This is a genomic window from Streptomyces sp. A 4/2 (assembly GCF_940670765.1).
In the GTDB taxonomy this organism is placed as follows: Bacteria; Actinomycetota; Actinomycetes; order Streptomycetales; family Streptomycetaceae; genus Streptomyces.
Genome location: NZ_CALNVW010000061.1, coordinates 33,212 through 54,454, shown reverse-complemented (window position 1 = coordinate 54,454; position 21,243 = coordinate 33,212). Strand labels below are relative to the sequence as shown.

Below are 21,243 nucleotides of genomic sequence, written 5' to 3'. Positions count from 1 at the left end.
ACCGCTTCACCACCCGAGTCCACCACCCGAGGAGTCGACCCCGCCCCATGAACGGAAACACCCGCTTCGCCGACAAGGTGGCCGTGGTCACCGGAGCCGCCTCGGGCATCGGGGCGGCCACCGCCGAACGGCTCGCCGAGGAAGGCGCCGCGGTGGTCCTCGCCGACATCGCCGCGGACCCCGGCGAGAACGTCGCAGCCGGTATCCGCGCACAGGGCGGCCGGGCCGTCTTCGTCCGCGCGGACGTCTCGGACGAGGGCGACTGGGCACGGATCGTCTCCGCGGCACACACCTTCGGCCCCGTCGGCGTCCTGGTGAGCAACGCCTACACGGTCGACGTCACCCCCGCGCACGACATGACCGTCGCCTCGTGGGAGCGCCAGCTCGCGGTGAATCTCACCGGGGCGTTCCTCGGCTTCCGCGCGGTCCTGCCCGACCTGCGTGAACAGCGCGGCGCGGTGGTGGTCACCTCCTCCGTCCACGCCCACAAGGGCATCCCCGGGCACCCCGCCTACGCGGCGTCCAAGGGCGCGCTGCTCTCCCTGTGCGGACAACTCGCGGTGGAGTACGGGCCCGAGGTGCGGGTCAACGCGGTACTGCCGGGTCCCATCCTCACCGCGGCCTGGGACCGGGTGTCGGAGGAGGACCGCAGGAAGAGCGTCACCGAGACCGCCGCGCAGCGCTTCGGAACGCCCCAGGAGGCAGCGGCAGCCATCGCGTTCCTCGCTGCCGACGAGGCGTCCTACATCACGGGATCCAGTCTGCTCGTCGACGGCGGCTGGTCCGTCCTGAAGGCCTCGGCCTGACCGGCGCCGTACCCGACGCACATCAGAAAGGCACACAGACATGACGCCATACGCGCGTCGCGGAGTGCACGGCCAGACCGTGGAGACTCTCGCGCGCCGGGTGCTGAGTGGCGAGATTCCCGAGGGGGCGACCCTCGACCTGGTGACGCTGCAGGGCGAGTTGGACGTCAGCCTGACCACCCTGCGCGAATCCCTGAAGGTCCTGGCGGCCAAGGGAATGGTCGATGCCCGCCAGAAGCGCGGAACCTTCGTCCGCGCCCGCTCCGACTGGAACCTCCTGGACGCGGATGTGCTGCGCTGGCAGTTCGCGGTCGCCACCGGGACGGGTACCGACCTCGGGCTGCTGCGCGATCTCGGTGAGGTCCGCGGCATCATCGAGCCGGCCGCCGTCCGGCTGGCCGCCGAACGCCGCACCGACACCGACCTCGCGGCCCTCGAAGCGGCCCTGACCGCCATGAGCGAGCAGGAGGGCGGCGCGACCCACGCGGTCGAGGCGGACCTCGCTTTCCACCGCGCGCTCCTCGCGGCCACCCACAACGAACTGCTGGACCGTATGGAGATGGTCATCGAGTCCGGCCTCGCGCACCGCGACGAGATCGTGCACTCCTCGCCGCACGGCGAGGACCCCGTACCCAGCCACCGTGCCGTCCTGGACGCCGTACGCGACCAGGACCCGGCCGCGGCCGAACGCGCCATGCGGGCTCTGCTCGACCAGGCCGTACGCGACCTCGACCGGGCGCACGGAAGCCGACCTGCCGCAGACGAGGGGACCACGGCCCTGTGAAGATCACGCGTATCGAGACCTTTCTCGTACCGCCCCGCTGGCTGTTCTGCCGGATCGAGACCGACGAAGGCGTCGTCGGCTGGGGCGAACCCGTGGTCGAGGGCCGGGCCGAAGTGGTCCGTACCGCCGTCGACGTCCTCGCCGAATACCTGATCGGCCAGGATCCGCTGCGTATCCAGGACCACTGGCAGGTGCTCAGCAAGGGCGGCTTCTACCGGGGCGGCCCGGTACTCTCCAGCGCCGTCGCCGGCATCGACCAGGCGCTGTGGGACATCGCCGGCAAGTCCTACGGCGCCCCCGTCCACGCCCTGCTCGGCGGCCCGGTCCGCGACGAGGTGCGGGTCTACGCCTGGGTCGGCGGCGACGAACCCGCCGAGCTCACCGAACAGATCACCGCCCAGGTCGAGGCCGGCTTCACCGCCGTCAAGATGAACGCGGCAGGCCGCACCTCACCTCTCCCCACCCCCGCCGAGACCGCCGGCGTCGTCGACCGGGTGGCCGCCGCCCGCGCGGTTCTCGGCCCCGGCCGTGACGTGGCCATCGACATGCACGGCAGATTCGGACCGGCCGGCGCGCGCCGTGTCCTGCACGCCATCGAGCCCCTGCACCCGCTGTTCGTGGAGGAACCCCTCCTTCCCGACCAGGGACACCTGCTGCCCTCCCTGGTCGCCGGCACCTCCATACCCATCGCCACCGGCGAACGGCTCTACGGGCGCGCCGAGTTCCTGCCCGCACTCACGGCCGGCATCGCGGTCGCCCAGCCGGACCTCTCGCACGCCGGGGGCATCTCCGAGGTCCACCGCATCGCCTCGCTCGCCGAGACCTACGGGGCACAGCTCGCCCCGCACTGCCCCCTCGGCCCCATCGCGCTCGCCGCCAGCCTCCAGGTCGCCTTCGCCACCCCGAACTTCCTCATCCAGGAACAGAGCCGGGGCATCCACTACAACAAGGACGCCGACCTGCTGTCGTACGTGGTCGACACCGAACCCTTCCGCTTCGTCGGCGGACGGGCGCGGCGCACGGACCTGCCGGGGCTCGGCGTCACCGTCGACGAGAAGGCCGTACGCGCGGCCGACCGGACCGGGCACGCCTGGCGCAACCCGGTGTGGAGGCACGACGACGGCGCCTTCGCCGAGTGGTGAGCACGGTGACAGCTCCCCGCATCGAGACCGACCCGGCCCACGGCGGACGGTGGACGTCCCTGCGTGCCGCCGGCCGCGAATGGCTCTGGCACCGCGACGAGCCACGCCGCCCCGGCGCCGTTCCGGGCGACGCCTTCGCCGACGCCGGTGGACTGGAGGAATGCGTACCGACCGTACGCGGCACACCCGACCACGGCGCTGCCTGGACCCGGCCCTGGCAGCGGTCCGACGGCACCGAGTCCGTCGACTGCCCGGACTTCCGGCTCAGCCGCCGGATCCGCAGCGACGGGGACCGCGCAGTGGCCGACTACCGGCTCACGGCCGAACCCGGCTACCGCTTCCTGTGGGCCGCGCACGCGCTGCTCGCTCTCTCGGAGGAGGCCCGTATCGGGATCAGGGACGGAACGCCGACCCGCCTCTACCCCGACGGCGGCGCCCGGTGGATCCCCTGCTCCTGGCCGTCGCAGCCCGGACGGACGGGAGGGCTCGACCGGCTCGGGCCGGACGACGGGACGGCCGTCGGCGCCGTCGTCGACACCCCGCAGGTGTACGTACGCGACGGCGCGGCCACCTTGCGCATGGCCGTCGAAGCGGAGGGGCAGCCGGTGTCCGTGGCGGTGTGGCGCAACCTCGGCGGCTTCCCCGAGCAGGAGCCGTACCGGTCCGTCGGGGTCGAGCCGATGCTCGGCCGGGTCTTCGACCTGGCGGCCGCAGGGGACGGGGACGCCGCGTGCGTCCCACCCAGTGGCGAGGTCCGCTGGCGTCTCACCCTGACCGCGCAGACATCTGAGCCGTGCGCACCACCAGCGCCCCGCACGGAACCGGAAGCCGACACGGCACCGGAAGACACAGACAGGAAGGAAACCCGCCCGTGGATCTGCTGACCGCGCTGCGCACCCACCGGATCGTCGCCATCGTGCGCGGCGACGACGCGGACGCCGCGCTCAGGACCGTACTGACCCTGGCGGAGGAGGAACTCCCGCTCATCGAGGTCTCTCTGAGCGGACGGGACGCACTCGACGTCATCCGCCGGGCCCGCGCCGAACTGGGCCCCGCCGCACCCCTGGGCGCAGGCACCGTACTGACCGCGCAGGACGCACAGGCGGTACGCGACGCGGGAGCCGACTTCGTCGTCACCCCTGCGGTCTGCGAAGCCGTCACGGAGGCCAAACGGCTCGGGCTGCCCGTGCTCGGCGGGGTGATGACCCCTACCGACATCGTCGCCGCACAGCGCCTCGGCGCCGACGCGTTCAAGATCTTTCCTGCGGCGCAGGCCGGTGGCCCGGGATATCTGAAGGCGCTGCACGGGCCGTTCCCGGACGCGCCGTTCGTGCCGGTCGGGGGAGTGGACGCCGACGTGGCCCGGACCTACCTCGCGTACGGGGCCACCGCGGTGGGTGTCGGCTCGCCGCTGATCGGTGACGCGGCCGACGGCGGCAGCCTCGACGCCCTCCGCGAGCGGGCGCGCGCCTTCCGCGACGCCGTGGGCGCCGCCACCTCCGGGGACGCGGGCGGAACCGAGTGACGGTGACGCACACGCCCTCCGGATCCGGCCGGCGACCGGTGGCGGGACCGGTGACCTGTATCGGCGAGACCATGGCCGCGCTGGTTCCCGAACCCACCGGCCCGCTGGACGGCGCCGGTCTGCTCGGGATCCGGATCGCGGGCGCCGAGTCCAACGTGGCGATGTACCTCGCCGATCACGGGGTGCCCGCCCGTTGGGTCTCCGCGCTGGGTGACGACCCGTTCGGACGCCGGATCCGCGCCGAGGTGGCCGCGTCCGGGGTCGATGTCAGCGGCGTACGCACCGACCCGGACCGCCCGACCGGACTCCTCGTCAAGGACCCCGGCACCGAGAGCACCCGGGTCCACTACTACCGCCGCGGCTCCGCCGCCTCGGCCATGACCCCGGACCTCCTGGACGACGAGGCCGTGCGCTCCGCCGGGCTCATCCACCTGAGCGGCATCACCCCGGCGCTCTCGGCGGGCTGCCGGGACCTGGTCACCGCGCTGCTGGAGCCCGGCCTCGCCGAACGCCCGTGCCCGGTGAGTCTCGACGTCAACTACCGGGCCGCTCTGTGGGCGGACGGTGCGGCGGCCACCGTGCTGCTCGGGCTCGCCCGGCGGGCGGACATCACGTTCGTGGGCCTCGACGAGGCGCAGGCCTTGTGGGGAGAGGGACTGACCGACGCCGCTGCCGTACGGGACCTGCTGCCACAGCCGCCCGTTCTCGTCGTCAAGGACGGTGCGCGGGCCGCCACCGCCTTCGACGGAGCCGGGGTCCACACCGTGCCCGCGCGCAGGGTCGAAGTCGTCGAACCGGTGGGCGCCGGTGACGCGTTCGCGGCCGGGTTCCTCGCCGGGCTGCTGCGGGGCGAGGACACCGTACGGGCGCTGCGGCTGGGGCATCTGACGGCGGGCGCGGCACTGCGGGTGCCCGGCGACCACGGCCCGCTGCCCAACCGGGCCCGCCTTGCCGAACTGCTCGACGCGGCCCCCGGGGAGTGGGCAGAAGGCGAGTGACCCGGCGATCGGTTTCCGCGGCGCCGGGTGCGCTCCGCGGAAACCGGCCGCGGTTCCGGAACCTCGTTCACCAGCCAGGAGCGCTCGGCGCCGCCCGTGCTCACGGAGGACCGGTGGGCGCGTGCGGGACCTCTTCCCAAAGCCCGGACAGCGGTCCAGAATCGTCCCCCTACTCGCGTTCGGGGCGGCGTTGCACAAGGTTCGGTGCTGCCTCATGTGGAACGATCCGCCGGAGCACGTCACTCAAGGGCGGCGCCCCCAGCACCTCTGCCCGTGTGCGGGCCACCTGCCAGTTCCTGACCCGCCCCACCCGCGCGCCGCAGCACGCACCTGGATTCGCGTACCGGATCCCCGCGCCGGGGTTCGCGCACCCGGATCCCCGCACCCGGACAAGGAGCCCCGTCATGGACTTCGGCCTCGTCCTGCAGACCGATCCGCCCGCATCGGCCGTCGTGGAACTGATGCGGCGCGCCGAGCGCAACGGCTTCAGCCACGGCTGGACCTTCGACTCCGCCGTGCTCTGGCAGGAGCCGTTCGTCATCTACAGCCGCATCCTGGAGCACACCACCGATCTCGTCGTCGGGCCCATGGTCACCAACCCGTCCACCCGGACGTGGGAGGTCACCGCCTCCACCTTCGCCACGCTCAACGAGATGTACGGCAACCGCACGGTCTGCGGGATCGGCCGCGGCGACTCGGCGATGCGGGTCGCGGGCCGCAAGCCCGACACCCTGGCCACGCTGGGCGAGGCGATCGGTGTCATCCGCGACCTCGCCGAGGGACGCGAGGCCGGGGTCGACGGCCGGACCGTACGGCTCGGCTGGGTGAAGGACGGGAAACTGCCCGTCTGGATGGGAGCCTACGGTCCCAAGGCGCTCGCCCTGGCCGGGCAGCGGGCCGACGGCTTCATCCTCCAGCTCGCCGACCCCTTCCTCACCGCGTCGATGGTCACCGCGGTGCGGACGGCGGCGTCCGACGCGGGCCGCGACCCGGACGCGGTGACGATCTGCGTCGCCGCGCCCGCCTACGTCGGTGACGACCTCGCGCACGCCCGCGAACAGTGCCGCTGGTTCGGCGGGATGGTCGGCAACCACGTCGCCGACCTGGTGGCCCGCTACGGAGCGCACTCCGGGCTGGTCCCGGAGGCGCTCACCGCGTACATCGAGCAGCGTGAGGGGTACGACTACAGCCACCACGGCCGCAGCGGCAACCCCGACGCCGCGTTCGTGCCCGACGAGATCGTGGACCGCTTCTGTCTGCTCGGCCCCGTCGAGGCCCACGTCGAGAAGCTCCGGGCACTGCGGGACCTGGGCGTGGACCAGTTCGCGGTGTACGCGATGCACGACGCCCGGGAGGCGGTCATCGACGCGTACGGCGAACACGTCATTCCGGCGCTCAACGGATCCCACTGAGGTCCAGCGGATCGTCAGGGCGAGGAGCCTGCCGCAACGGCGTCCCCCGCAGCAGTGCGCTGTGGCCTCCCGCCACCTGCCGGGAGGCCACAGCGCACTTGAGGGCTTCGACACACGAGCGGGGGCGCGCAGAAAGAGCGTATTCCCACTCAGTGGCCCGGCCCGTCAGCAGGGTTTGGTTGCCCCGCCGTCGTCCAGGTTGCCGTCGTAGATCCAGCCGCTGATCTCGGTGCCCTCGATGCGCGCGTGGGTCCACGTGTTGCCCGCGGAGTTGTACACGTAGCAGTGGTAGTAGAGCTTCGCACCGTAGATCGTGGCCGTGGTGGGGCAGTCGGCGTTCGGACCGGTGCGCAGCGGCGCGGAGCTGCCGGACACGTACCCGTAGCCGGCATCCTTGTTCGCCCACCCCGGATGCGTACACGCCGCGGCTGTGGCGGTCGCTGCGCCTGCGGTCGGGGCGGAGACGAGGGTGGCCGAGACGGCCAGGACGGGCAGAGCGAATCCGGTCAGCAACTTGTGTCTCATCGTGTTCCCCATTCGATGATCGGCCACCGGGCGGCGGCGCGAGGTTCTGACGACCTCCTCTGAGCGGTGTGCTCGGAGGAGGACCTGCCTCAGGATGCGGTGGGGGAAGGGGGGCGAACAATTGTCAGCTGTACATGGTCTGATAACCCCACAGTTATGTGGTGGGGGCTGGGGGGCACTCGGGTGGAGCTGCGAGACATCGAGATTTTTCTGACGCTGGCCGAGGAGCTGCACTTCGGCCGGACCGCGGACCGCCTGCACGTGTCGCAGGCGCGGGTGAGCCAGGTGATCGCCAAACAGGAGCGACGGATCGGCGCGCGCCTGTTCGCCCGCAGCAGCCGCCGGGTCGAACTCACCCCTATCGGAGCTCAGCTACGCGAGGACCTCAGCGTGGGCTACCAACGAATACTCGACGGTACCCGTGCGGCCACCGCGACTGCCCGCGGAGCCACCAGCACGCTGACCCTCGGGTTGCACGGAGCCCAGGCGCACGAGTGTGCGCACATCATCGATCTCTTCCGCGCCCGGCATCCCGAGGTGGACATCCGCATCCAGGAGATCCACTTCACCGACCCCTTCGGCCCCCTCCGGGACGGCTCGGTCGAGGTGGCGACCTCCTGGCTGCCGGTCCGTGAGCCGGACCTCACCGTCGGTCCGCTGGTCGGTTCCGAACCCCTGATCCTCATGGTCGCCAGTGATCATCCCCTCACCTCTCGTGATGAGGTCGGCATGGAGGACCTGGCCGAATGGTGCCTGCCACAGTCCGCGCTGCCCATCCCGGAGTACTGGCAGCAGGTGCTCGTCCCCACCCACACCCCCGGCGGCCGGCCCATCCGGCGTGGCCCGAAGGTCTCCACGTTCCAGGAGGTCGCCGCCGTGGTCGCGGCGGGCGAGGCGATCTGCCTCGTCCACGGCGACGCCGCCCGCTACTACCAGTGGCCCGGCCTCCGGTATCTCCGCCCGTACGACGTCCCGACGGGCAGCTGGGTCCTGATCTGGCCGACGGCCGGAGAGACAGGTCTCGTCCGCGCGCTCGCGCGGGCGGCACAGGACGCGGGCAGGCGGGCAGGGTGACCCAATGCCGGACACATGCGATATTGCTGCGGGAGTGCGGAGCGGCGGGTTGCGATGCCCGCTGCCGCAAGCCACGAACGTGATTACGGAGCGGGGCGGACGCGGGCGCCGCATGACGGCAGCATCCCGCCCGGCCGCTGTGAGCCGGGCGGGATGCTGCCGGACAGGCCTACGGCACGCGCGCCGTCCACTCCGCCGTGCTGAACTTGGTCTCCGCCAACTCCCGTGCCCGCGCCATCTCTTCGCCCGTCACCGTGCTCTCGGTGAGCCCGTAGCGGCTGCGGAAGGAGGCGATCATCCGCTCGATGACCGCCTCGCGCGGCAGGCCCGTCTGCCGGGCCAGCGGGTCGACGCGCTTCTTGGCGCTCTTGGTGCCCTTGTCGGAGAGCTTCTCCTTGCCGATGCGCAGCACGTCGAGCATCTTGTCGGCGTCGATGTCGTACGCCATCGTCACGTGGTGCAGCACCCCGCCGCCCGCGATGCGCTTCTGTGCGGCGCCCGCGATCTTGCCCGCCTCGGTGGCGATGTCGTTGAGCGGCTGGTACCAGGCCTTGATGCCCATGTCGGAGAGCGCGCCGAGAACCCAGTCGTCCAGGTACGCGTAACTGTCGGCGTACGACAGACCGGACACCAGGGACTCCGGGACGGACAGGGAGTACGTGATGGTGCTCTTCGGCTCCACGAACATCGCCCCGCCGCCGGACACCCGCCGGACGACGGTGATGCCATGGCGCTCGGCCCCGGCCGGGTCGACCTCGTTGCGCAGCGACTGGAAGCTGCCGATGATCACGGCGGGGGAGTCCCACTCCCAGACCCGGAGCGTCGGCGGGCGCCGTCCGGCGGCGACCTCGGCGGTGATGACCTCGTCCAGGGCCATGTGGAGGGCGGGGGACTGCGGGCGGTCGTGGATCAGTTGCCAGTCGTGGTCGCTCCACTCGGTGGCGTGGGCCAGGGCCCGGCGTACGGCGATGGCGACGCCCTCCGCCGAGAGGCCCAGCATCACGGTGGAGTCGGGCAGCGCCGCCGTGACGCGGGCGGCGAGCCCCGCGGCGTCGGTGTTGGCCGGGGCGCCTTCCAGCGCGGCGTCGATCATCAGGATCGCCTCGTCCGGCTCCAGGAAGAAGTCCCCGGCCACCCGTACGTTGCGCAGCGCGCCGCCCTCGACGTCCAGGTCGACCACGACGAGCTTGCCGCCGGGAACCTTGTACTCACCGTGCACCGCGACTCCTCCAGTTTCGCCCGACTCTTCCGCGAATCGGCTCTGATCAGGCACAACGTCACCGCTGTTCGGTTTAATCCGCACACGCGCAGTGACAGGCCGGTTCGCGGGGCGGCCCGCCGGGTGGTCAGCCCGCCCGGTGCGCCGCTCGGGGCCTCGGCGCCGCGCGGCGTTCGCTCACGGCCAGGTGGTTGACGAGGAGCAGGATCGGCACCAGCAGGGCGAGGGTGACGGGGCCGGTGCCCCAGCCGAGGCCGCTGCGCTGGGTGGACACGCCCATCCAGTCGGCGAACGAGGCGCCGAGCGGCCGGGTCAGCACGTACGCCCACCAGAAGGCGGCGACCGCGTTGAGCCCGAGGAAGCGCCGGGCCAGCGCGGGTACCGCGATGAGCGCTGCGAAAGCCACGCCCGAGGTGAGGTAGCCGAGGTGCAGGGTTCCGGCCGTGAGGTCGCCGACGGCGGTGCCCAGGGCGAAGGTGGTGAGCACGGTCGCCCAGTAGAAGCCCTCGCGGCGGCGGGTGCGGATGCTGTGGATGGAGAGGGTGCCCTCGGAGGCGTACCAGGTCATCAGGACGGCGGTCAGGACGACCGAGAATCCCACGGTCGAGACCAGGTAGGGGACGCCCGCCACCACATGGACGACGTCGGCGGCCATCGTGCCGAACACGCTCACCATCACGATCGCCGACCAGTACGTCCAGGCGCCGTAGCGGGCCGTGCGGAACTGGAGCACCAGCAGGGCCACCAGACCGACCAGCCCGATGCTGCCGGCCGGGATCGGGCCGAGTACCCGGGCGAGGTAGTCCGAGGCGGTCTCGCCCGCCCCGGTGGTGAGTACCTTGACGATCCAGAACCAGGCGGTGACCTCCGGTACCTTGCTCCAGCCCTGCACGGCCCGCGCTGCGCCTGCGCTGCGCGGGCCTCCGTTCTCGGGTGCCGGTTCGACGGCCGGTCGGGTCACTGGCTCTCGCATGGTCTGTTCCGCCCCTCCAGGCGCCGGGCGCCGTGTCAACTGCCGTTCCCCGTCCGGGCATGCCGCGGCCGGGGAATCCGGCGGGCAGCCGTGGACCGCCCATCGAGCGTCTACGTTACTGTAGACGTACAGAGGTGGCAGCCGGTCCGCGGGGCGGCGCTCAGGATGTGTTCAGGTTCCCGGTGGCACGGTCTGGCGTCATGACATCCGATACGTACAGCAGGCCCGGCGCCGCCCGCGGTCACGGCCTGCGCTGGAACAAGGTTCCCGAGGTCACCCTCTACTTCTGGGTGATCAAAGTGCTCTGCACGACGGTCGGCGAGACCGGGGCCGACTACCTCAACTCCCAGCTGGGGCTGGGGCTGACCGGCACCTCGCTCGTCATGAGCGTGCTGCTGGTGGCGGCCCTGGTCTGGCAGTTCCGCTGCCCCGCCTACCGGCCGGGCATCTACTGGCTGGCCGTGGTGCTGATCAGTGTGGTCGGGACTCTGATCAGTGACAACCTCACCGACAACCTGGGAGTGCCGCTGCAGGACACCACCGCGGTGTTCGCGGTGGTGCTCGCGGTGGTGTTCGTCGCCTGGTTCAGGGCCGAACGCACCCTCTCCATCCACAGCATCGACACGGTGGGCCGCGAGGTCTACTACTGGCTGGCCGTCCTGTTCACCTTCGCGCTGGGCACCGCCGCCGGCGACCTGGTGGCCGAGCAACTGTCCCTGGGCTACTGGGTGTCCGCGGTGCTCTTCGCGCTGGCCATCGCCGCGGTCGGGGTGGCGCACTTCGCGATGGGCCTGAACGCCGTATGGAGCTTCTGGATCGCCTATGTGCTCACGCGCCCGCTGGGGGCGTCCATGGGTGACTACCTCTCGCAGCCGACCGGCGACGGCGGGCTGGGCCTGGGGACCGTGGTCACCAGCGTGCTGTTCCTGGCGGTGATCCTCGCCCTGGTCGTGTATCTGACCGTCGCGCGCAGGGACGCCACGGAGCGCGTGGAGCTCACCCGGCCGGCAGACTGACCACGAACCGCGCCCCGGTGGCGTGCAGTTCGTCGTAATGGACATCACCTCCGGCGGAGCGGGCCAGGCGTCGCGCGAGCGAGAGACCCAGGCCCGCTCCGGTGTGCCCGTCGTCGGGCGTAGCGCGCTGTCCGGGGTGGAAGAGGTACGGCGTGAACGGACCCGGCACCCCCGGCCCGTCGTCGGTGACATCGATCCGTACGGCGCCGGGCAGCCGGACGGCCCGCACGGTGACGCCCGAACCGGCATGGCGCAGGCCGTTGTCGAGGAGCGGGCCGACGATGCGTTCGAGCAGCGCGGGGGAGACCCCGGCGGTCAGTTCCGGGTCCTCGCCCACGACGGTGACTCCCGGTGCCCGGGGACCGTCGGGGCCCTCCTCGGCAACGGTCTGCGCCAGCCGGTCCAGCACCGGCAGTACGACGGCGGTACCGGGCGAGCTGCGGGCGCCCGCCCGCGCGTCGTCGAGCAGGGTCTCGCAGATCGCCCGCATGGACTGCGCGGCGTCGGCGACGGCCGTGTGGCAGGTGCGGGTGTCCTGCGCCGAACGGGGACGGTCCTGCAGCCAGTCGAGTTCGGCGATGATCCGGGCCAGCGGGTTGCGCAGCTCGTGCGACAGCTCCTTGGTCAGCTGCTGCTCGTGCCGCAGCACGGCCCGTATCCGGTCCAGGAGCGCGTCCAACGAGCCGCCCAGCTGGGTGAGTTCGGTGGGACCCGCCCGGCCGCGGAAGCGTTCGTCGGAGTCGGCGGCGCTCCACCGGGCGGCCTGGTCCGTCATGGTGTGCACCGGGCGCAGTGCCCGGCCCACTGCCAGCCGGGTCAGGGCGTAGGTGCAGGCCAGCATGGTGACGTCCAGTGCGACGGACGCGAAGAGCAGGGTGTCGGCGGAGCTGAGGTAGGGCGCGAGGTCCAGGGCGGTGACCACCACGGCGCGGGAAGCGGCGCCGCCCGCGGTGGGGACGGGAACCGCGCACAGCCGGACCGCTCGGCCGGTGTGCAGGGTCGTACAGCCCTGCCCGCCGTGTCCGGCGAGAGCATCGGCGGCGCGGGTGAGGGGGTGCGTGGCGGAGGTGCTCGGCGGATGTTCGAGCAGGTGCCCGCCCGCGTAGATCCACACGTTGTCGTCCAGCAGTGTGTCGTTCGGCGACTCCAGCACGTGGACGGAGCCGCCACCGGTGTCGACCGTCGTGGCGACCGCGGTGGCCCGGGTGCGCAGGTGGTCGTCGGCCTGGTGCTGGAGGTGCTGCCGGGCGACCGTGTTGAAGACGACGGTGAGGATCGCCATCAGGAGCGCCGCGGTGGTGACCGCGACCAGGGAGAGCCGGCCGCGCAGGGTGCGCGGCCACCAGCGGGACGGGAAGGCCGTCATGAGAGCCGGTGGCCGACCCCGCGGGCCGTGCTGATCGTCAGCTCGCTGCCCGCGTCGCGAAGCTTGCGGCGCAGCCGGGTCAGGTACTGGTCCAGGGTGTTGTCACTGACCTGCGAGCCCTCCGGCCAGCCCGCCCTGATCAGTTCGCGTCTGCGGACGAGACCTCCCGCCGATGCCATGAGCGCGGCCAGCAGCCGGAACTCCGTCGGGGTCAGCCCGGCGGAGGTGCCCCGGACCGTCATGGAGTGCCGTACGGCGTCCAGGACCAGGTCTCCTGCCGTGGCGGGGGCCGTCGGGCCGGTGCGCTTGAGCGCCGCTCGCAGCCGGGCGGCGAGCTCCGCGAGGTGGAACGGCTTGGGCAGGTAGTCGTCGCCGCCCGCGGAGAACCCGGTGAGCCGGTCGGTGAGCCGGTGATGGGCGGTCAGGAAGATGACGGGGGAGAGGAAACCGTTCGCCCGCAGCGCCTGGCAGACGTCCCGGCCGTCGGCGTCGGGCAGCCCGACGTCCAGCACCACCGCGTCGACGCCGTCGGCCGCCAGCCGCAGGGCGCTCGCGCCGTCCTGCGCCGGGACCGTCTCGAAGCCCTCGTCGCGCAGGCCGCGCCGCAGGACGTCCCGCAAGGCGTGATCGTCCTCGACGACCAGGATCCGCTGCTGCACGGTCGGCCTCCTCTCTGCGGCGTGGGTTGTCAGATCTACGGTTCTGCGGTGAGGTGCCGGATCTGCGGCGGGTCGTCAGATCCGCGGCGAGCGGTCCGACAGGTGGGCGGGTCCGGCGGGTCCGGCGGGTCCGGCGGGTTCGGCGGGTTCGGCGGGTTCGGCGGAGGGCGGCCGGGACCGTGGCCCGTACCGTCCGATGTCCGGGCGGAACCGGACCAGCAGCAGGATGCCGACGCTCAGCCAGAAGACGCTGAACAGCCAGCCGCCGATCACGTCGGTGGACCAGTGGACCCCGAGATACACCCGGCTCAGCCCCACCAGCACGGCCCAGCAGCCGATGAGCGTGGCGAGCACCCGCTTGTTGCGCGGCGCCCGCAGCAGCACCGCCGCCATGAGCAGGCCCGCCGTGGCCGCGGACGTGGTGGTGTGCCCGGAAGGGAACGACCAGCCCGAGGCGCGGGCGGCCCAGTCGCCCATCGGCGGACGCGGTCGCGCGAGGGCGGACATCACCCCGTACCGCACCAGCTGGACCGCGCCGAGGAAGGCGAGCGCGGCGACGGCGGAGACCACCCGCTGCCGCGCACCGCGTCCGACCACGACGCCCGCCAGCGCGGCGAGCAGGTACGGGATCACTCCGGTGCCCGTGGAGGTGATGCCGCGCGCCACGGCGACCGCCATCGCGGGCCGGTGCCGCACCGACCAGGACTCCAGCGCACTGTCCATGAGCAGCGGAGCGCCGTGGTGGCCGGCCACCTCCACGGCCAGCAGCGTGAACGCCACCAGGCAGCCGAGCGCCGCCGGCAGGGCGGGACCGGCGGCGCTGCGGTGATTCACGACGAGACCAGCAGCGGACGCAGCCGGGTGTCCGTGAGCCTCCTCGCCAGGGTCTCCGGCCGTCGGCGCAGGGCTGTTGCCAGCACCAGTGCGACCAGCGCGCCGACCAGCGCGCCCACGGCCACGTCGTGCGGGTAGTGCGCGCCCACCCAGACCCGCGACGCGGCCATCGCGACGGCGCAGACCAGGGCCACCAGGCCGAGGCGCCGGGAGACGAAGAACAGCGCCACCGCCGCGGCGAAGGCGAGAGCCGCGTGGTTGCTGGGGAACGACCAGTCGCCCGGGGCCGGGCACGTCTCCAGCGTCGTCACATGCAGGCTCTGACAGGGACGGTCCTCCCGCACCACCAGCTTGACCGCGTCGTTGACGCAGTACGCCAGCACCACGATCACCGGCGCGGCCAGCGCCATGAGAGCTGCCGGGGCCCCCTCGCGGCGCGCCCGCCACCATCCGACGAGCATCAGCACGGCGAACAGGGCGAGCCCGTACGACGACCAGGTCGAGATGAGGGAATCCAGCCAGGCGGGTGCCCGGTGCGCCAGATCGACGGTGCTCGTGTAGGCACCCCCGTCGATGGAGGATCCGTTGTAGGCGAGGTTCATCCGCTGACTCCGTTTGCTCGCGTGCGGTTCTTGCGGGAGCGTCGCAGCTCGATGGCGAGAGGCAGCAGAGACACGACGACGATCACCGCGATGATCGGCAGCAGGTAGTGGTCCACGTTCGGGATGGACGACCCCAGCGCGTACCCGGCGAGCGTCACCCCCTGGCTCCACACGATCCCGCCGACCACCTGCCAGAGCGTGAACGTCCGGACCGGTACGCCCAGGGCGCCCGCCATCGGGTTCAGCACGGTGCGCACCACGGGGACGAAGCGGGCGAGGACGATCGCCTTCGCGTAGCCGTACCGTTCGAGGAGTTCCTCGGCGCGCGCCGCCCCCTTCCGCAGGTGTTCCGAACGGCTGCGGGCGAGCAGCGCGCCCCCGGCCTTCCGGCCGATCAGGTACCCGCACTGCGCACCGGCGAGAGCGCCCAGCGCGGAGGACAGGAGTACCAGGGGCAGCGACAGGTTCAGGCTGCTCGTGGAGGTGCCCGTGCACAGCAGCCCCGCGGTGAACAGCAAGGAGTCGCCGGGCAGGAAGAACCCGACCAGCAGACCGGTCTCGGCGAACAGCACCGCGGCGATTCCGGCCACGCCGAAAGCGGTCAGCAGGGATTGCGCGTCAAGAACGTTCACCGCGAGTGAGGAAGCTGCAAACAAGGATCCCGGCCTTTCTTGTAGGACGAGGAGAGGGTGGCGGACCACCGAAGCGACTACAGTTCAGTAGACGGTCTACGTAACTGTAGACGATAGCGGGGTGAGGAGCGTTCCATGACAGGCAGCAGTGCCGACCGCCGTCAGGCGGGCGAACTCGAAGCGAGCGTCGTGGCGGCCCTCTGGGCAGCCGGTGCGCCACAGACTCCGGGGCAGGTGCAGCAGCAGCTCGCGCCGCCGCCCGCCCGGACCACGGTGACGACCATCCTGTCCCGCCTGTACGACAAAGGGGTCGTGACCCGGGAGCGGTCCGGCAGGGGCTATGCGTACACCCCGCTCCAGGACGCCCACGGGCTCACCGCACGCCGGATGCACCGGGCGCTGAACAGCGACAGCGACCGCGGGACGGTGCTGGCCCGCTTCGTCGACGGACTCGGCGCCGACGACGAGCGGCTGCTGCGCGAGCTGCTGGAGGACGGTTCGCTGTGAGCGCCCGCCCTCCCGCCGGGGCAGTACTCCCGGACCGGGGCGGTCCGGGAGTACTGCCGTCATCCGGCGCGTAGTCACCGCGCGCGGTCACCCGGCGGAGGCGCCGCAGGGCTGTCCGGTGCCGGGAAGCCAGGGGTCCGCCACATCCGGCCGTCGGGCAGCACGGCGAGTGCCTCGTACCCCGCCAGCGACTCCACCCACGCGTACGCACCGTCCGCCATGGCGAACGCGGCTGTCGCGTACGCGTCCGTCATGGTCAGCAGCGGACCCGTCACGGTGATGGACGCCAGGCCCGAGGCGGGTGTGCCCCGGTGCGGATCCAGGATGTGCGGGCCGCGTTCGGCGGTGCCGGACGTGGCGACTGCCAGATCGCGGCCCACCACGACCGCGGCCTGTGCGGCCGGGCGCAGCGGGTGGGCGATGCCGACGCGCCAGGGGATCCCGGGGGCGGCCTCGCCGCGGAGCTGGAGGTCACCCCCGGCGTTGACACAGGTGTTGCTCGCGCCCGCCTCGTGGAGGAGCAGGGAAGCGGCCTCGCCCGCCCAGCCCTTGACGAGCCCGGACGGGTCCAGGGTGCCGTCCGGCACGATGCTGAACCAGCCGTCGCTGACCCCGGCCACCCGCGCGCAGAGCGACAGCACCTCGTACACCTCCGGCGGGCAGTCCTGGAGCGTCAGTTCACCGCGGTCGAGCCGGCTGATGGCGCTGTCCGGACGGTAGGTGGAGAACACGGCGTCGACCCGGTGCAGATCGCGGACGGCCTGTGCGAGGGCCCGGTGGACGGTGGCGGTGGGGGCGTCGCGGATGTCGAAGGAGAAGACGGTGCCCATCACGTGCTCGACATGGCGCAGCCCGCGCCCCGCCTCAGCCACCGGACCGGTCCAGCGCGCTCTGCAGGGACCGCACATATCCCTGGCTGGTGTAACTCGCCCCGGAGACCGCGTCGATGTGCGCGCTCTGGGCGCCCAGCGCCTCCCGGGTCAGCCGGGGCAGCGCGTAGGCGGCGATCTGCTGGTCCCGCCCGTTGCTGTCGGGCGCCCGGAGGACCCGTATCGCGGTGATCCTTCCCCGCGCCAGGGTGGCGGAGACCTGCACGGTGCCGTACTGCGTGTCGACCGGGTCGCCGGTGAACGTGCCGGTACGGGACCCGCCGGCCCCCGGCCCGGCCCCGGTGGTGGCGTGCGGCGAAGCGGTCTCCGCCGGGCGCGGGGTCACCCCCGCCAGTGCCGGCGGCTGGTGGGGTTTGAGCGCGAGCAGGGCGACGACCAGCGCGCTGCCCGCGGCAGTGATGAGGACGGCTCTGCGCATGACTGCTCCTCTCAGAGCGCGAACGACTCGTGGTGGATACGGTGCGACGGCACCCCGGCATCGCGCAGGGCGGTGATCGCGGCCTCCGTCATGCCGGGTGGACCGCAGAGATAGACCTCGTGCGCGGCCAGATCGGGCACCAGACCGCTCAGCGTGCGGGCGGTGAGCGGGCCCGGACGGTGGCCCGGCCCGCCGGTCAGCGGGTCCGGCCCGTCGACGAGATAGTGCACGGCCGCCCGGCGCCGGGCGGCTATCGCGTCCAGCTCCGACCGGTGCACGAGGTCCGCCGGGCGCCGGACCCGGTGGATGAGCGTCACCTGCCCCGGCAGCGTCTCGAACAGGGCCCGCAGGGGCGTGATGCCGACGCCACCGCCGAGCAGCAGCACCTTGGGCACGGTCTGCCGGCGCGCGGTGAAGCTGCCGTACGGACCCTCGGCCCAGACCCGGGTGCCCGGCCGGAGCCCGGCCAGGGCCGCGCTGTGCCCGCCCGCCGCCTTCACCGTGATGCGCAGCGCGTGCGGCTCGGCGGGGGCGGAGAGCGAGTACGGGTTGGCGGTCCACCACAGTCCCGGGGCGAGGAAGCGCCAGCGGAAGAACTGGCCCGGCTCGGCGCCGAGTTCCGTCAGATACCGGCCGGTGAAGTGGACCGAGACCACGCCGGGCGCCTCGGGGCGCACCGCGGAGACCCGCAGCCGGTGGCGCAGTCCGCGCCGTACGGGCAGCACGAACCGGTACACGAGCACCAGCGCGCCGACCCCCAGGAAGAGCGCGTACCAGGCGAGTTGGGCCTTCTGGTTGCCGACGAAGTCCGCACCGTTCGAGAGCTGGTGGAAGAAGGTGAGGAAGACCGCCAGATACGTGGCGAAGTGCAGGAAGTGCCACTTCTCGTAACTCATCCTGCGGCGCGCCGCACGCGCCGAGAGCACCCCGGTGGCCAGGAACAACAGGAACCCGGCCGTCCCCTTCAACAGGTCCGGGTAGTGCAGGACCAGGTCCGTGCCCTGGCTCACCACACCCGTGTGCGCGGTCAGCGAGTAACCCCAGATGATCAGCAGGGTGTGGGCCAGGGCCAGCGACACGGTGCACCGGCCGCCCAGCGCGTGCCACCGGGCCAGCCGGTCGGTGCCGATGCTGTGGTCGAGCAGCGGAACCCGGGCCATCAGGGCCAGCAGAACGGCGCAGGCGTACCCGGCGAGCAGGCCGGTGATGCGGCCCGCACCGGTCAGCCAGCCCGCAGGGCCGACGACGGACGTCGTGTCGCTCCACCACAGCGCGAGCACCCCGGCCGCGCCCGCCCAGATCACCAGGGGCACGAGCCGGGGCACCAGGCTGCGCCGCGGGCGCCGGTGGCGCAGGCCGCGGTTCACGGAGGTGCGGGCGGGCGTGGTGGTGGAGGCGGAGGTGCTGGCCATGGGTCTCCTCGGCGGGGTCGGCTCCGGCGACGGGCGGTCAGCCTCACAGCTCAACCTCTGTGTACTTTCTGAACGCGGGCCCGGAGCGCCGGGCGGCGCGGGCGCGCCCTCCCCTCCCCACCGGGGTTCGGCCCGCCGTCCCACCCAGGCGCCGTCCCGGGACCGTCCCGCGTTCCGTCCCGGAGTTCAGAGGAAACTCAGAGGCGAGGCCGCCCGCGTGGACCGCCCGCGCGGGGGATGCTGGGCAGATCATGGAAGATCCACGCACACAGTCCTTCCTCCGCCGCCCCGACGGGGACCCGGTACGGGTCCTGGTCGTCGACGACGAACCCGACCTGACCGAAGTGCTCGCCGGGGTGCTCGCCGGAGAGGGCTGGCAGGTCCGTACGGCGGCCGACGGCGCCTCGGCGCTCGCGACCGCCCGGGACTTCCGCCCGGACGCCGTCGTCCTCGACTGGATGCTCCCCGACCTCGACGGCCTCCAGGTCCTGCGCGAACTGCGGCAGGAGGCGCGCAGCGTCTGTGTCCTGTTCCTGACCGCACGCGACGCGGTCGAGGACCGCATCGCCGGGCTCACCGCGGGCGGCGACGACTACGTGACCAAGCCCTTCAGCCTGGAGGAGGTACTCGCGCGGCTGCGCGGCCTGCTGCGCCGGGCCGGGATGACGGCGGCGCCGGGCGAGAACTGGCTCACGGTCGGCGACCTGATGATGGACGAGGAGGCCAGGGAGGTCAGACGGGACGGCAGCGTCGTCGACCTCTCCCGGACCGAGTTCGAGCTGCTGCGGTTCCTGATGCGCAACCCGCGGCGGGTGCTCTCCAAGGCGCAGATCCTCGACCGGGTGTGGGCGTACGACTTCGGTGGCCGGGCCCACATCGTCGAGCTGTACATCAGCTATCTGCGCAAGAAGATCGACGCCGGCCGGACCCCCATGATCCACACGGTCCGGGGTGTCGGCTACGTGCTCAAGCCGGATTCCAGGTGAGGCGCCCGCCCCCGCACACCCTGCGCGGCCAGCTCACCGCCGGACTCGTCCTGCTGCTCGCCGCGGCCTGTCTGGCGGTGGGCGTCACCACCGCCCTCGCCCTCCAGGGATTCCTGCTCGGCAGGCTGGACCAGCAACTGGAGTCCTCCGGCGGCCGGTTCGCCGCCAGCCTGGAGCACGAGGCCCGGCCCGACGCGGACAACCGGCCCGACACCCGCGGCCAGGCCGATGCCACGTTCGGCGCCCGGTTGCTGAACGGCGGGGTCACCCAGGCCGCCGTGGTCGACGAGGCGACGGACCACGAGGTGACGCTCAGCACGCACGACCGGGCCGCGCTCGCGGACGTGCCCGTCGACGACCGGGGCCACGACGTCCGGCTGTCCGCACTGGGCGCCTACCGGGTCACCGCCGTGCACGGCGACGACCACGACATCATGATCACCGGTCTGCCGCTGCGTCCCGTCGAGGAGACGGTCCACCGCCTCGAAGCGGTCGAGGCCGCGGTGTTCGGCGCGGCGCTGATCGCCACCGGTGTGGCGGGAGCCCTGTGGGTACGGGTCTCCCTGCGCCCCCTGCAACGCGTCACCTCACAGGCGGTGAACGTGGCCCGGCTGCCGCTCGCCAGCGGAGAGGTCGCCATGCCCGCCCCGCTGCCGCTCACCGACCCACGGACCGAGGTCGGCCGGGTCGGTACCGCGCTGAACCGGATGCTCGGTCATGTCGAGGACGCCCTCACCCGCCGCCAGGCCAGCGAGGAACGGCTCCGGCACTTCGCCGCTGACGCCAGCCACGAACTGCGCACCCCGGTGGCCAACATCCGCGGCCACGCCGAACTCGCCCTGCGCCACGACGGTTCCGTACCCGCCGAGGTCCGGCACGCGCTGGAGCGCATCGAGTCCGAATCGCAGCGGATGAGCCGTCTCGTCGACGATCTGCTGCTGCTCGCCCGTCTCGACGCCGGGCGCCCGCTCGAACACGAGACGGTCGATCTGACCCTGCTGGTGCTCAACGCGACAGCCGACGCCCGCGCCGCGGGCCCCGCACACCGCTGGCTCCTCGACCTGCCCGAGGAGCCGGTGACCGTCACCGGCGACGCCCACCGGCTGCAGCAGGCCATCGGCAATCTGCTCGCCAACGCGCGGACCCACACCCCGAACGGCACCGAGGTGACGGTCACGCTCACCGCCGACGGCGCCACCGCCCGGCTCACCGTCACCGACAACGGCCCCGGCATCCCCGCGGAGCTTCAGCCGGAGGTCTTCGGCCGCTTCGTCCGCGCGGACCACAGCCGCTCCCGCAGTACCGGGAGCACCGGCCTCGGCCTCGCCATCGTGCACGCCGTGATCACCGCGCACGGTGGCACCGTCACGCTGGCCAGCGAGCCCGGCCGCACCATGTTCCTGCTCACCCTCCCGCAGTGACCGGGCGCCCGTGCGGCGGCAGCATCGGTCCCCGTCCCCGTC

23 protein-coding genes are annotated in these 21,243 nt (G+C 72.5%); 12 read left to right on the top strand and 11 right to left on the bottom strand.

All coding sequences use genetic code 11. The annotated features are described in order from the left end of the window. The first annotated feature begins 47 nt into the window (after positions 1 to 47). The 7 genes from NBY69_RS35805 to NBY69_RS35775 all read left to right on the top strand — a co-directional run bounded on the left by NBY69_RS35805 (position 48) and on the right by NBY69_RS35775 (position 6,667). Entirely contained in the window at positions 48 to 806 is a 759-nt protein-coding gene (locus NBY69_RS35805; RefSeq protein ID WP_250306446.1) for an SDR family NAD(P)-dependent oxidoreductase, read from the top strand. 40 nt (positions 807 to 846) lie between these two features. Continuing rightward, entirely contained in the window at positions 847 to 1,590 is a 744-nt protein-coding gene (locus tag NBY69_RS35800) for a FadR/GntR family transcriptional regulator (protein ID WP_250306445.1), read from the top strand. Further along, positions 1,587 to 2,732 (top strand): galactonate dehydratase, encoded by a 1,146-nt coding sequence (dgoD, locus tag NBY69_RS35795; RefSeq protein WP_250306444.1) that lies wholly within the window; start codon positions 1,587 to 1,589, stop codon positions 2,730 to 2,732. The genes NBY69_RS35800 and dgoD overlap by 4 nt, the downstream gene beginning before the upstream one ends. A 5-nt stretch (positions 2,733 to 2,737) precedes the next feature. Further along, positions 2,738 to 3,616: a hypothetical protein gene (locus NBY69_RS35790; protein WP_250306443.1), complete on the top strand. Its 879-nt coding sequence runs from the start codon at positions 2,738 to 2,740 to the stop codon at positions 3,614 to 3,616. Continuing rightward, a complete protein-coding gene (locus tag NBY69_RS35785) occupies positions 3,604 to 4,257 on the top strand; it encodes a bifunctional 4-hydroxy-2-oxoglutarate aldolase/2-dehydro-3-deoxy-phosphogluconate aldolase (RefSeq protein WP_250306442.1) in 654 nt (217 codons plus the stop codon). The genes NBY69_RS35790 and NBY69_RS35785 overlap by 13 nt, the downstream gene beginning before the upstream one ends. A gap of 50 nt (positions 4,258 to 4,307) precedes the next feature. Further along, positions 4,308 to 5,255 carry a sugar kinase gene (locus NBY69_RS35780; protein ID WP_308409520.1) on the top strand — a complete coding sequence of 316 codons (948 nt, stop codon included), beginning with the start codon at positions 4,308 to 4,310 and terminating at the stop codon, positions 5,253 to 5,255. Between the two features lie 404 nt (positions 5,256 to 5,659). Further along, positions 5,660 to 6,667 carry a TIGR03842 family LLM class F420-dependent oxidoreductase gene (locus tag NBY69_RS35775; RefSeq protein WP_250306441.1) on the top strand — a complete coding sequence of 336 codons (1,008 nt, stop codon included), beginning with the start codon at positions 5,660 to 5,662 and terminating at the stop codon, positions 6,665 to 6,667. Between the two features lie 165 nt (positions 6,668 to 6,832). Here NBY69_RS35775 and NBY69_RS35770 read toward each other — a convergent pair whose 3' ends face one another. Beyond that, entirely contained in the window at positions 6,833 to 7,192 is a 360-nt protein-coding gene (locus NBY69_RS35770) for an SH3 domain-containing protein (RefSeq protein WP_250306440.1), read from the bottom strand. Between the two features lie 183 nt (positions 7,193 to 7,375). Between NBY69_RS35770 and NBY69_RS35765 the strand changes: the two genes are divergently transcribed. Beyond that, on the top strand, positions 7,376 to 8,266 hold the full coding sequence (locus tag NBY69_RS35765; protein ID WP_250306439.1) for a LysR family transcriptional regulator: 891 nt from the start codon (positions 7,376 to 7,378) through the stop codon (positions 8,264 to 8,266). A 169-nt stretch (positions 8,267 to 8,435) separates the two neighbouring features. Here the strand turns inward: NBY69_RS35765 and NBY69_RS35760 are convergent, their stop codons facing one another. Both NBY69_RS35760 and NBY69_RS35755 read right to left on the bottom strand, forming a co-directional pair. Further along, positions 8,436 to 9,485 (bottom strand): biotin/lipoate A/B protein ligase family protein, encoded by a 1,050-nt coding sequence (locus NBY69_RS35760; protein ID WP_250306438.1) that lies wholly within the window; start codon positions 9,483 to 9,485, stop codon positions 8,436 to 8,438. Between the two features lie 127 nt (positions 9,486 to 9,612). Beyond that, positions 9,613 to 10,458 (bottom strand): hypothetical protein, encoded by an 846-nt coding sequence (locus NBY69_RS35755; protein ID WP_250306437.1) that lies wholly within the window; start codon positions 10,456 to 10,458, stop codon positions 9,613 to 9,615. Positions 10,459 to 10,658: 200 nt separating this feature from the next. On the opposite strand from NBY69_RS35755, the gene NBY69_RS35750 reads away from it, so the two are divergent. Continuing rightward, complete coding sequence (locus NBY69_RS35750; protein WP_250306436.1) at positions 10,659 to 11,474, top strand: hypothetical protein; 816 nt, start codon at positions 10,659 to 10,661, stop codon at positions 11,472 to 11,474. On the opposite strand, the gene NBY69_RS35745 is transcribed toward NBY69_RS35750, so the two are convergent. From NBY69_RS35745 to NBY69_RS35725, 5 genes are all read right to left on the bottom strand, one after another. Further along, positions 11,455 to 12,840, bottom strand: a complete 1,386-nt coding sequence (locus NBY69_RS35745) for a sensor histidine kinase KdpD (protein ID WP_250306435.1) — start codon at positions 12,838 to 12,840, stop codon at positions 11,455 to 11,457. The genes NBY69_RS35750 and NBY69_RS35745 overlap by 20 nt on opposite strands. Continuing rightward, complete coding sequence (locus NBY69_RS35740) at positions 12,837 to 13,499, bottom strand: response regulator transcription factor (protein ID WP_250306434.1); 663 nt, start codon at positions 13,497 to 13,499, stop codon at positions 12,837 to 12,839. Before NBY69_RS35740 ends, NBY69_RS35745 begins: the two co-directional genes overlap by 4 nt. A gap of 75 nt (positions 13,500 to 13,574) precedes the next feature. Continuing rightward, on the bottom strand, positions 13,575 to 14,333 hold the full coding sequence (locus NBY69_RS35735) for a phosphatase PAP2 family protein (RefSeq protein ID WP_250306431.1): 759 nt from the start codon (positions 14,331 to 14,333) through the stop codon (positions 13,575 to 13,577). Continuing rightward, positions 14,330 to 14,935 (bottom strand): phosphatase PAP2 family protein, encoded by a 606-nt coding sequence (locus NBY69_RS35730; protein ID WP_250306429.1) that lies wholly within the window; start codon positions 14,933 to 14,935, stop codon positions 14,330 to 14,332. Before NBY69_RS35730 ends, NBY69_RS35735 begins: the two co-directional genes overlap by 4 nt. Further along, a complete protein-coding gene (locus NBY69_RS35725) occupies positions 14,932 to 15,567 on the bottom strand; it encodes a DedA family protein (RefSeq protein ID WP_250306428.1) in 636 nt (211 codons plus the stop codon). The genes NBY69_RS35730 and NBY69_RS35725 overlap by 4 nt, the downstream gene beginning before the upstream one ends. 135 nt (positions 15,568 to 15,702) lie before the next feature. Between NBY69_RS35725 and NBY69_RS35720 the strand changes: the two genes are divergently transcribed. After that, the gene (locus NBY69_RS35720; RefSeq protein WP_250306427.1) at positions 15,703 to 16,074 is read left to right on the top strand and encodes a BlaI/MecI/CopY family transcriptional regulator; all 372 of its coding nucleotides are present in this window, start codon (positions 15,703 to 15,705) and stop codon (positions 16,072 to 16,074) included. 74 nt (positions 16,075 to 16,148) lie between these two features. On the opposite strand, the gene NBY69_RS35715 is transcribed toward NBY69_RS35720, so the two are convergent. Genes NBY69_RS35715 through NBY69_RS35705 form a run of 3 tightly spaced genes read right to left on the bottom strand, consistent with a single transcriptional unit; the run spans position 16,149 to position 18,794 of the window. Beyond that, positions 16,149 to 16,904 carry an FAD:protein FMN transferase gene (locus tag NBY69_RS35715; protein ID WP_250306483.1) on the bottom strand — a complete coding sequence of 252 codons (756 nt, stop codon included), beginning with the start codon at positions 16,902 to 16,904 and terminating at the stop codon, positions 16,149 to 16,151. Between the two features lie 34 nt (positions 16,905 to 16,938). Continuing rightward, complete coding sequence (locus NBY69_RS35710; protein WP_250306426.1) at positions 16,939 to 17,382, bottom strand: FMN-binding protein; 444 nt, start codon at positions 17,380 to 17,382, stop codon at positions 16,939 to 16,941. Positions 17,383 to 17,393: 11 nt separating this feature from the next. Next, entirely contained in the window at positions 17,394 to 18,794 is a 1,401-nt protein-coding gene (locus NBY69_RS35705) for a ferric reductase-like transmembrane domain-containing protein (RefSeq protein WP_250306425.1), read from the bottom strand. Positions 18,795 to 19,045: 251 nt separating this feature from the next. Here NBY69_RS35705 and NBY69_RS35700 point away from each other — a divergent pair, with 251 nt between their 5' ends. Both NBY69_RS35700 and NBY69_RS35695 read left to right on the top strand, forming a co-directional pair. Continuing rightward, positions 19,046 to 19,780: a response regulator transcription factor gene (locus NBY69_RS35700; protein ID WP_250306424.1), complete on the top strand. Its 735-nt coding sequence runs from the start codon at positions 19,046 to 19,048 to the stop codon at positions 19,778 to 19,780. Then, entirely contained in the window at positions 19,777 to 21,201 is a 1,425-nt protein-coding gene (locus NBY69_RS35695; protein ID WP_250306422.1) for a cell wall metabolism sensor histidine kinase WalK, read from the top strand. Before NBY69_RS35700 ends, NBY69_RS35695 begins: the two co-directional genes overlap by 4 nt. Positions 21,202 to 21,243 lie beyond the last annotated feature (42 nt).

Excerpts from the sequence above, each read along its gene's own strand:
- NBY69_RS35755 (WP_250306437.1), bottom strand. The coding sequence starts at position 10,458 with ATGCGAGAGCCAGTGACCCGACCGGCCGTCGAACCGGCACCCGAGAAC.
- NBY69_RS35705 (WP_250306425.1), bottom strand. The coding sequence starts at position 18,794 with ATGGCCAGCACCTCCGCCTCCACCACCACGCCCGCCCGCACCTCCGTG.
- NBY69_RS35770 (WP_250306440.1), bottom strand. The coding sequence starts at position 7,192 with ATGAGACACAAGTTGCTGACCGGATTCGCTCTGCCCGTCCTGGCCGTC.
- NBY69_RS35805 (WP_250306446.1), top strand. The coding sequence starts at position 48 with ATGAACGGAAACACCCGCTTCGCCGACAAGGTGGCCGTGGTCACCGGA.
- NBY69_RS35715 (WP_250306483.1), bottom strand. The coding sequence starts at position 16,904 with ATGGGCACCGTCTTCTCCTTCGACATCCGCGACGCCCCCACCGCCACC.
- NBY69_RS35800 (WP_250306445.1), top strand. The coding sequence starts at position 847 with ATGACGCCATACGCGCGTCGCGGAGTGCACGGCCAGACCGTGGAGACT.
- NBY69_RS35710 (WP_250306426.1), bottom strand. The coding sequence starts at position 17,382 with ATGCGCAGAGCCGTCCTCATCACTGCCGCGGGCAGCGCGCTGGTCGTC.
- NBY69_RS35720 (WP_250306427.1), top strand. The coding sequence starts at position 15,703 with ATGACAGGCAGCAGTGCCGACCGCCGTCAGGCGGGCGAACTCGAAGCG.
- NBY69_RS35700 (WP_250306424.1), top strand. The coding sequence starts at position 19,046 with ATGGAAGATCCACGCACACAGTCCTTCCTCCGCCGCCCCGACGGGGAC.
- NBY69_RS35730 (WP_250306429.1), bottom strand. The coding sequence starts at position 14,935 with ATGAACCTCGCCTACAACGGATCCTCCATCGACGGGGGTGCCTACACG.
- NBY69_RS35775 (WP_250306441.1), top strand. The coding sequence starts at position 5,660 with ATGGACTTCGGCCTCGTCCTGCAGACCGATCCGCCCGCATCGGCCGTC.
- NBY69_RS35745 (WP_250306435.1), bottom strand. The coding sequence starts at position 12,840 with ATGACGGCCTTCCCGTCCCGCTGGTGGCCGCGCACCCTGCGCGGCCGG.
- NBY69_RS35750 (WP_250306436.1), top strand. The coding sequence starts at position 10,659 with ATGACATCCGATACGTACAGCAGGCCCGGCGCCGCCCGCGGTCACGGC.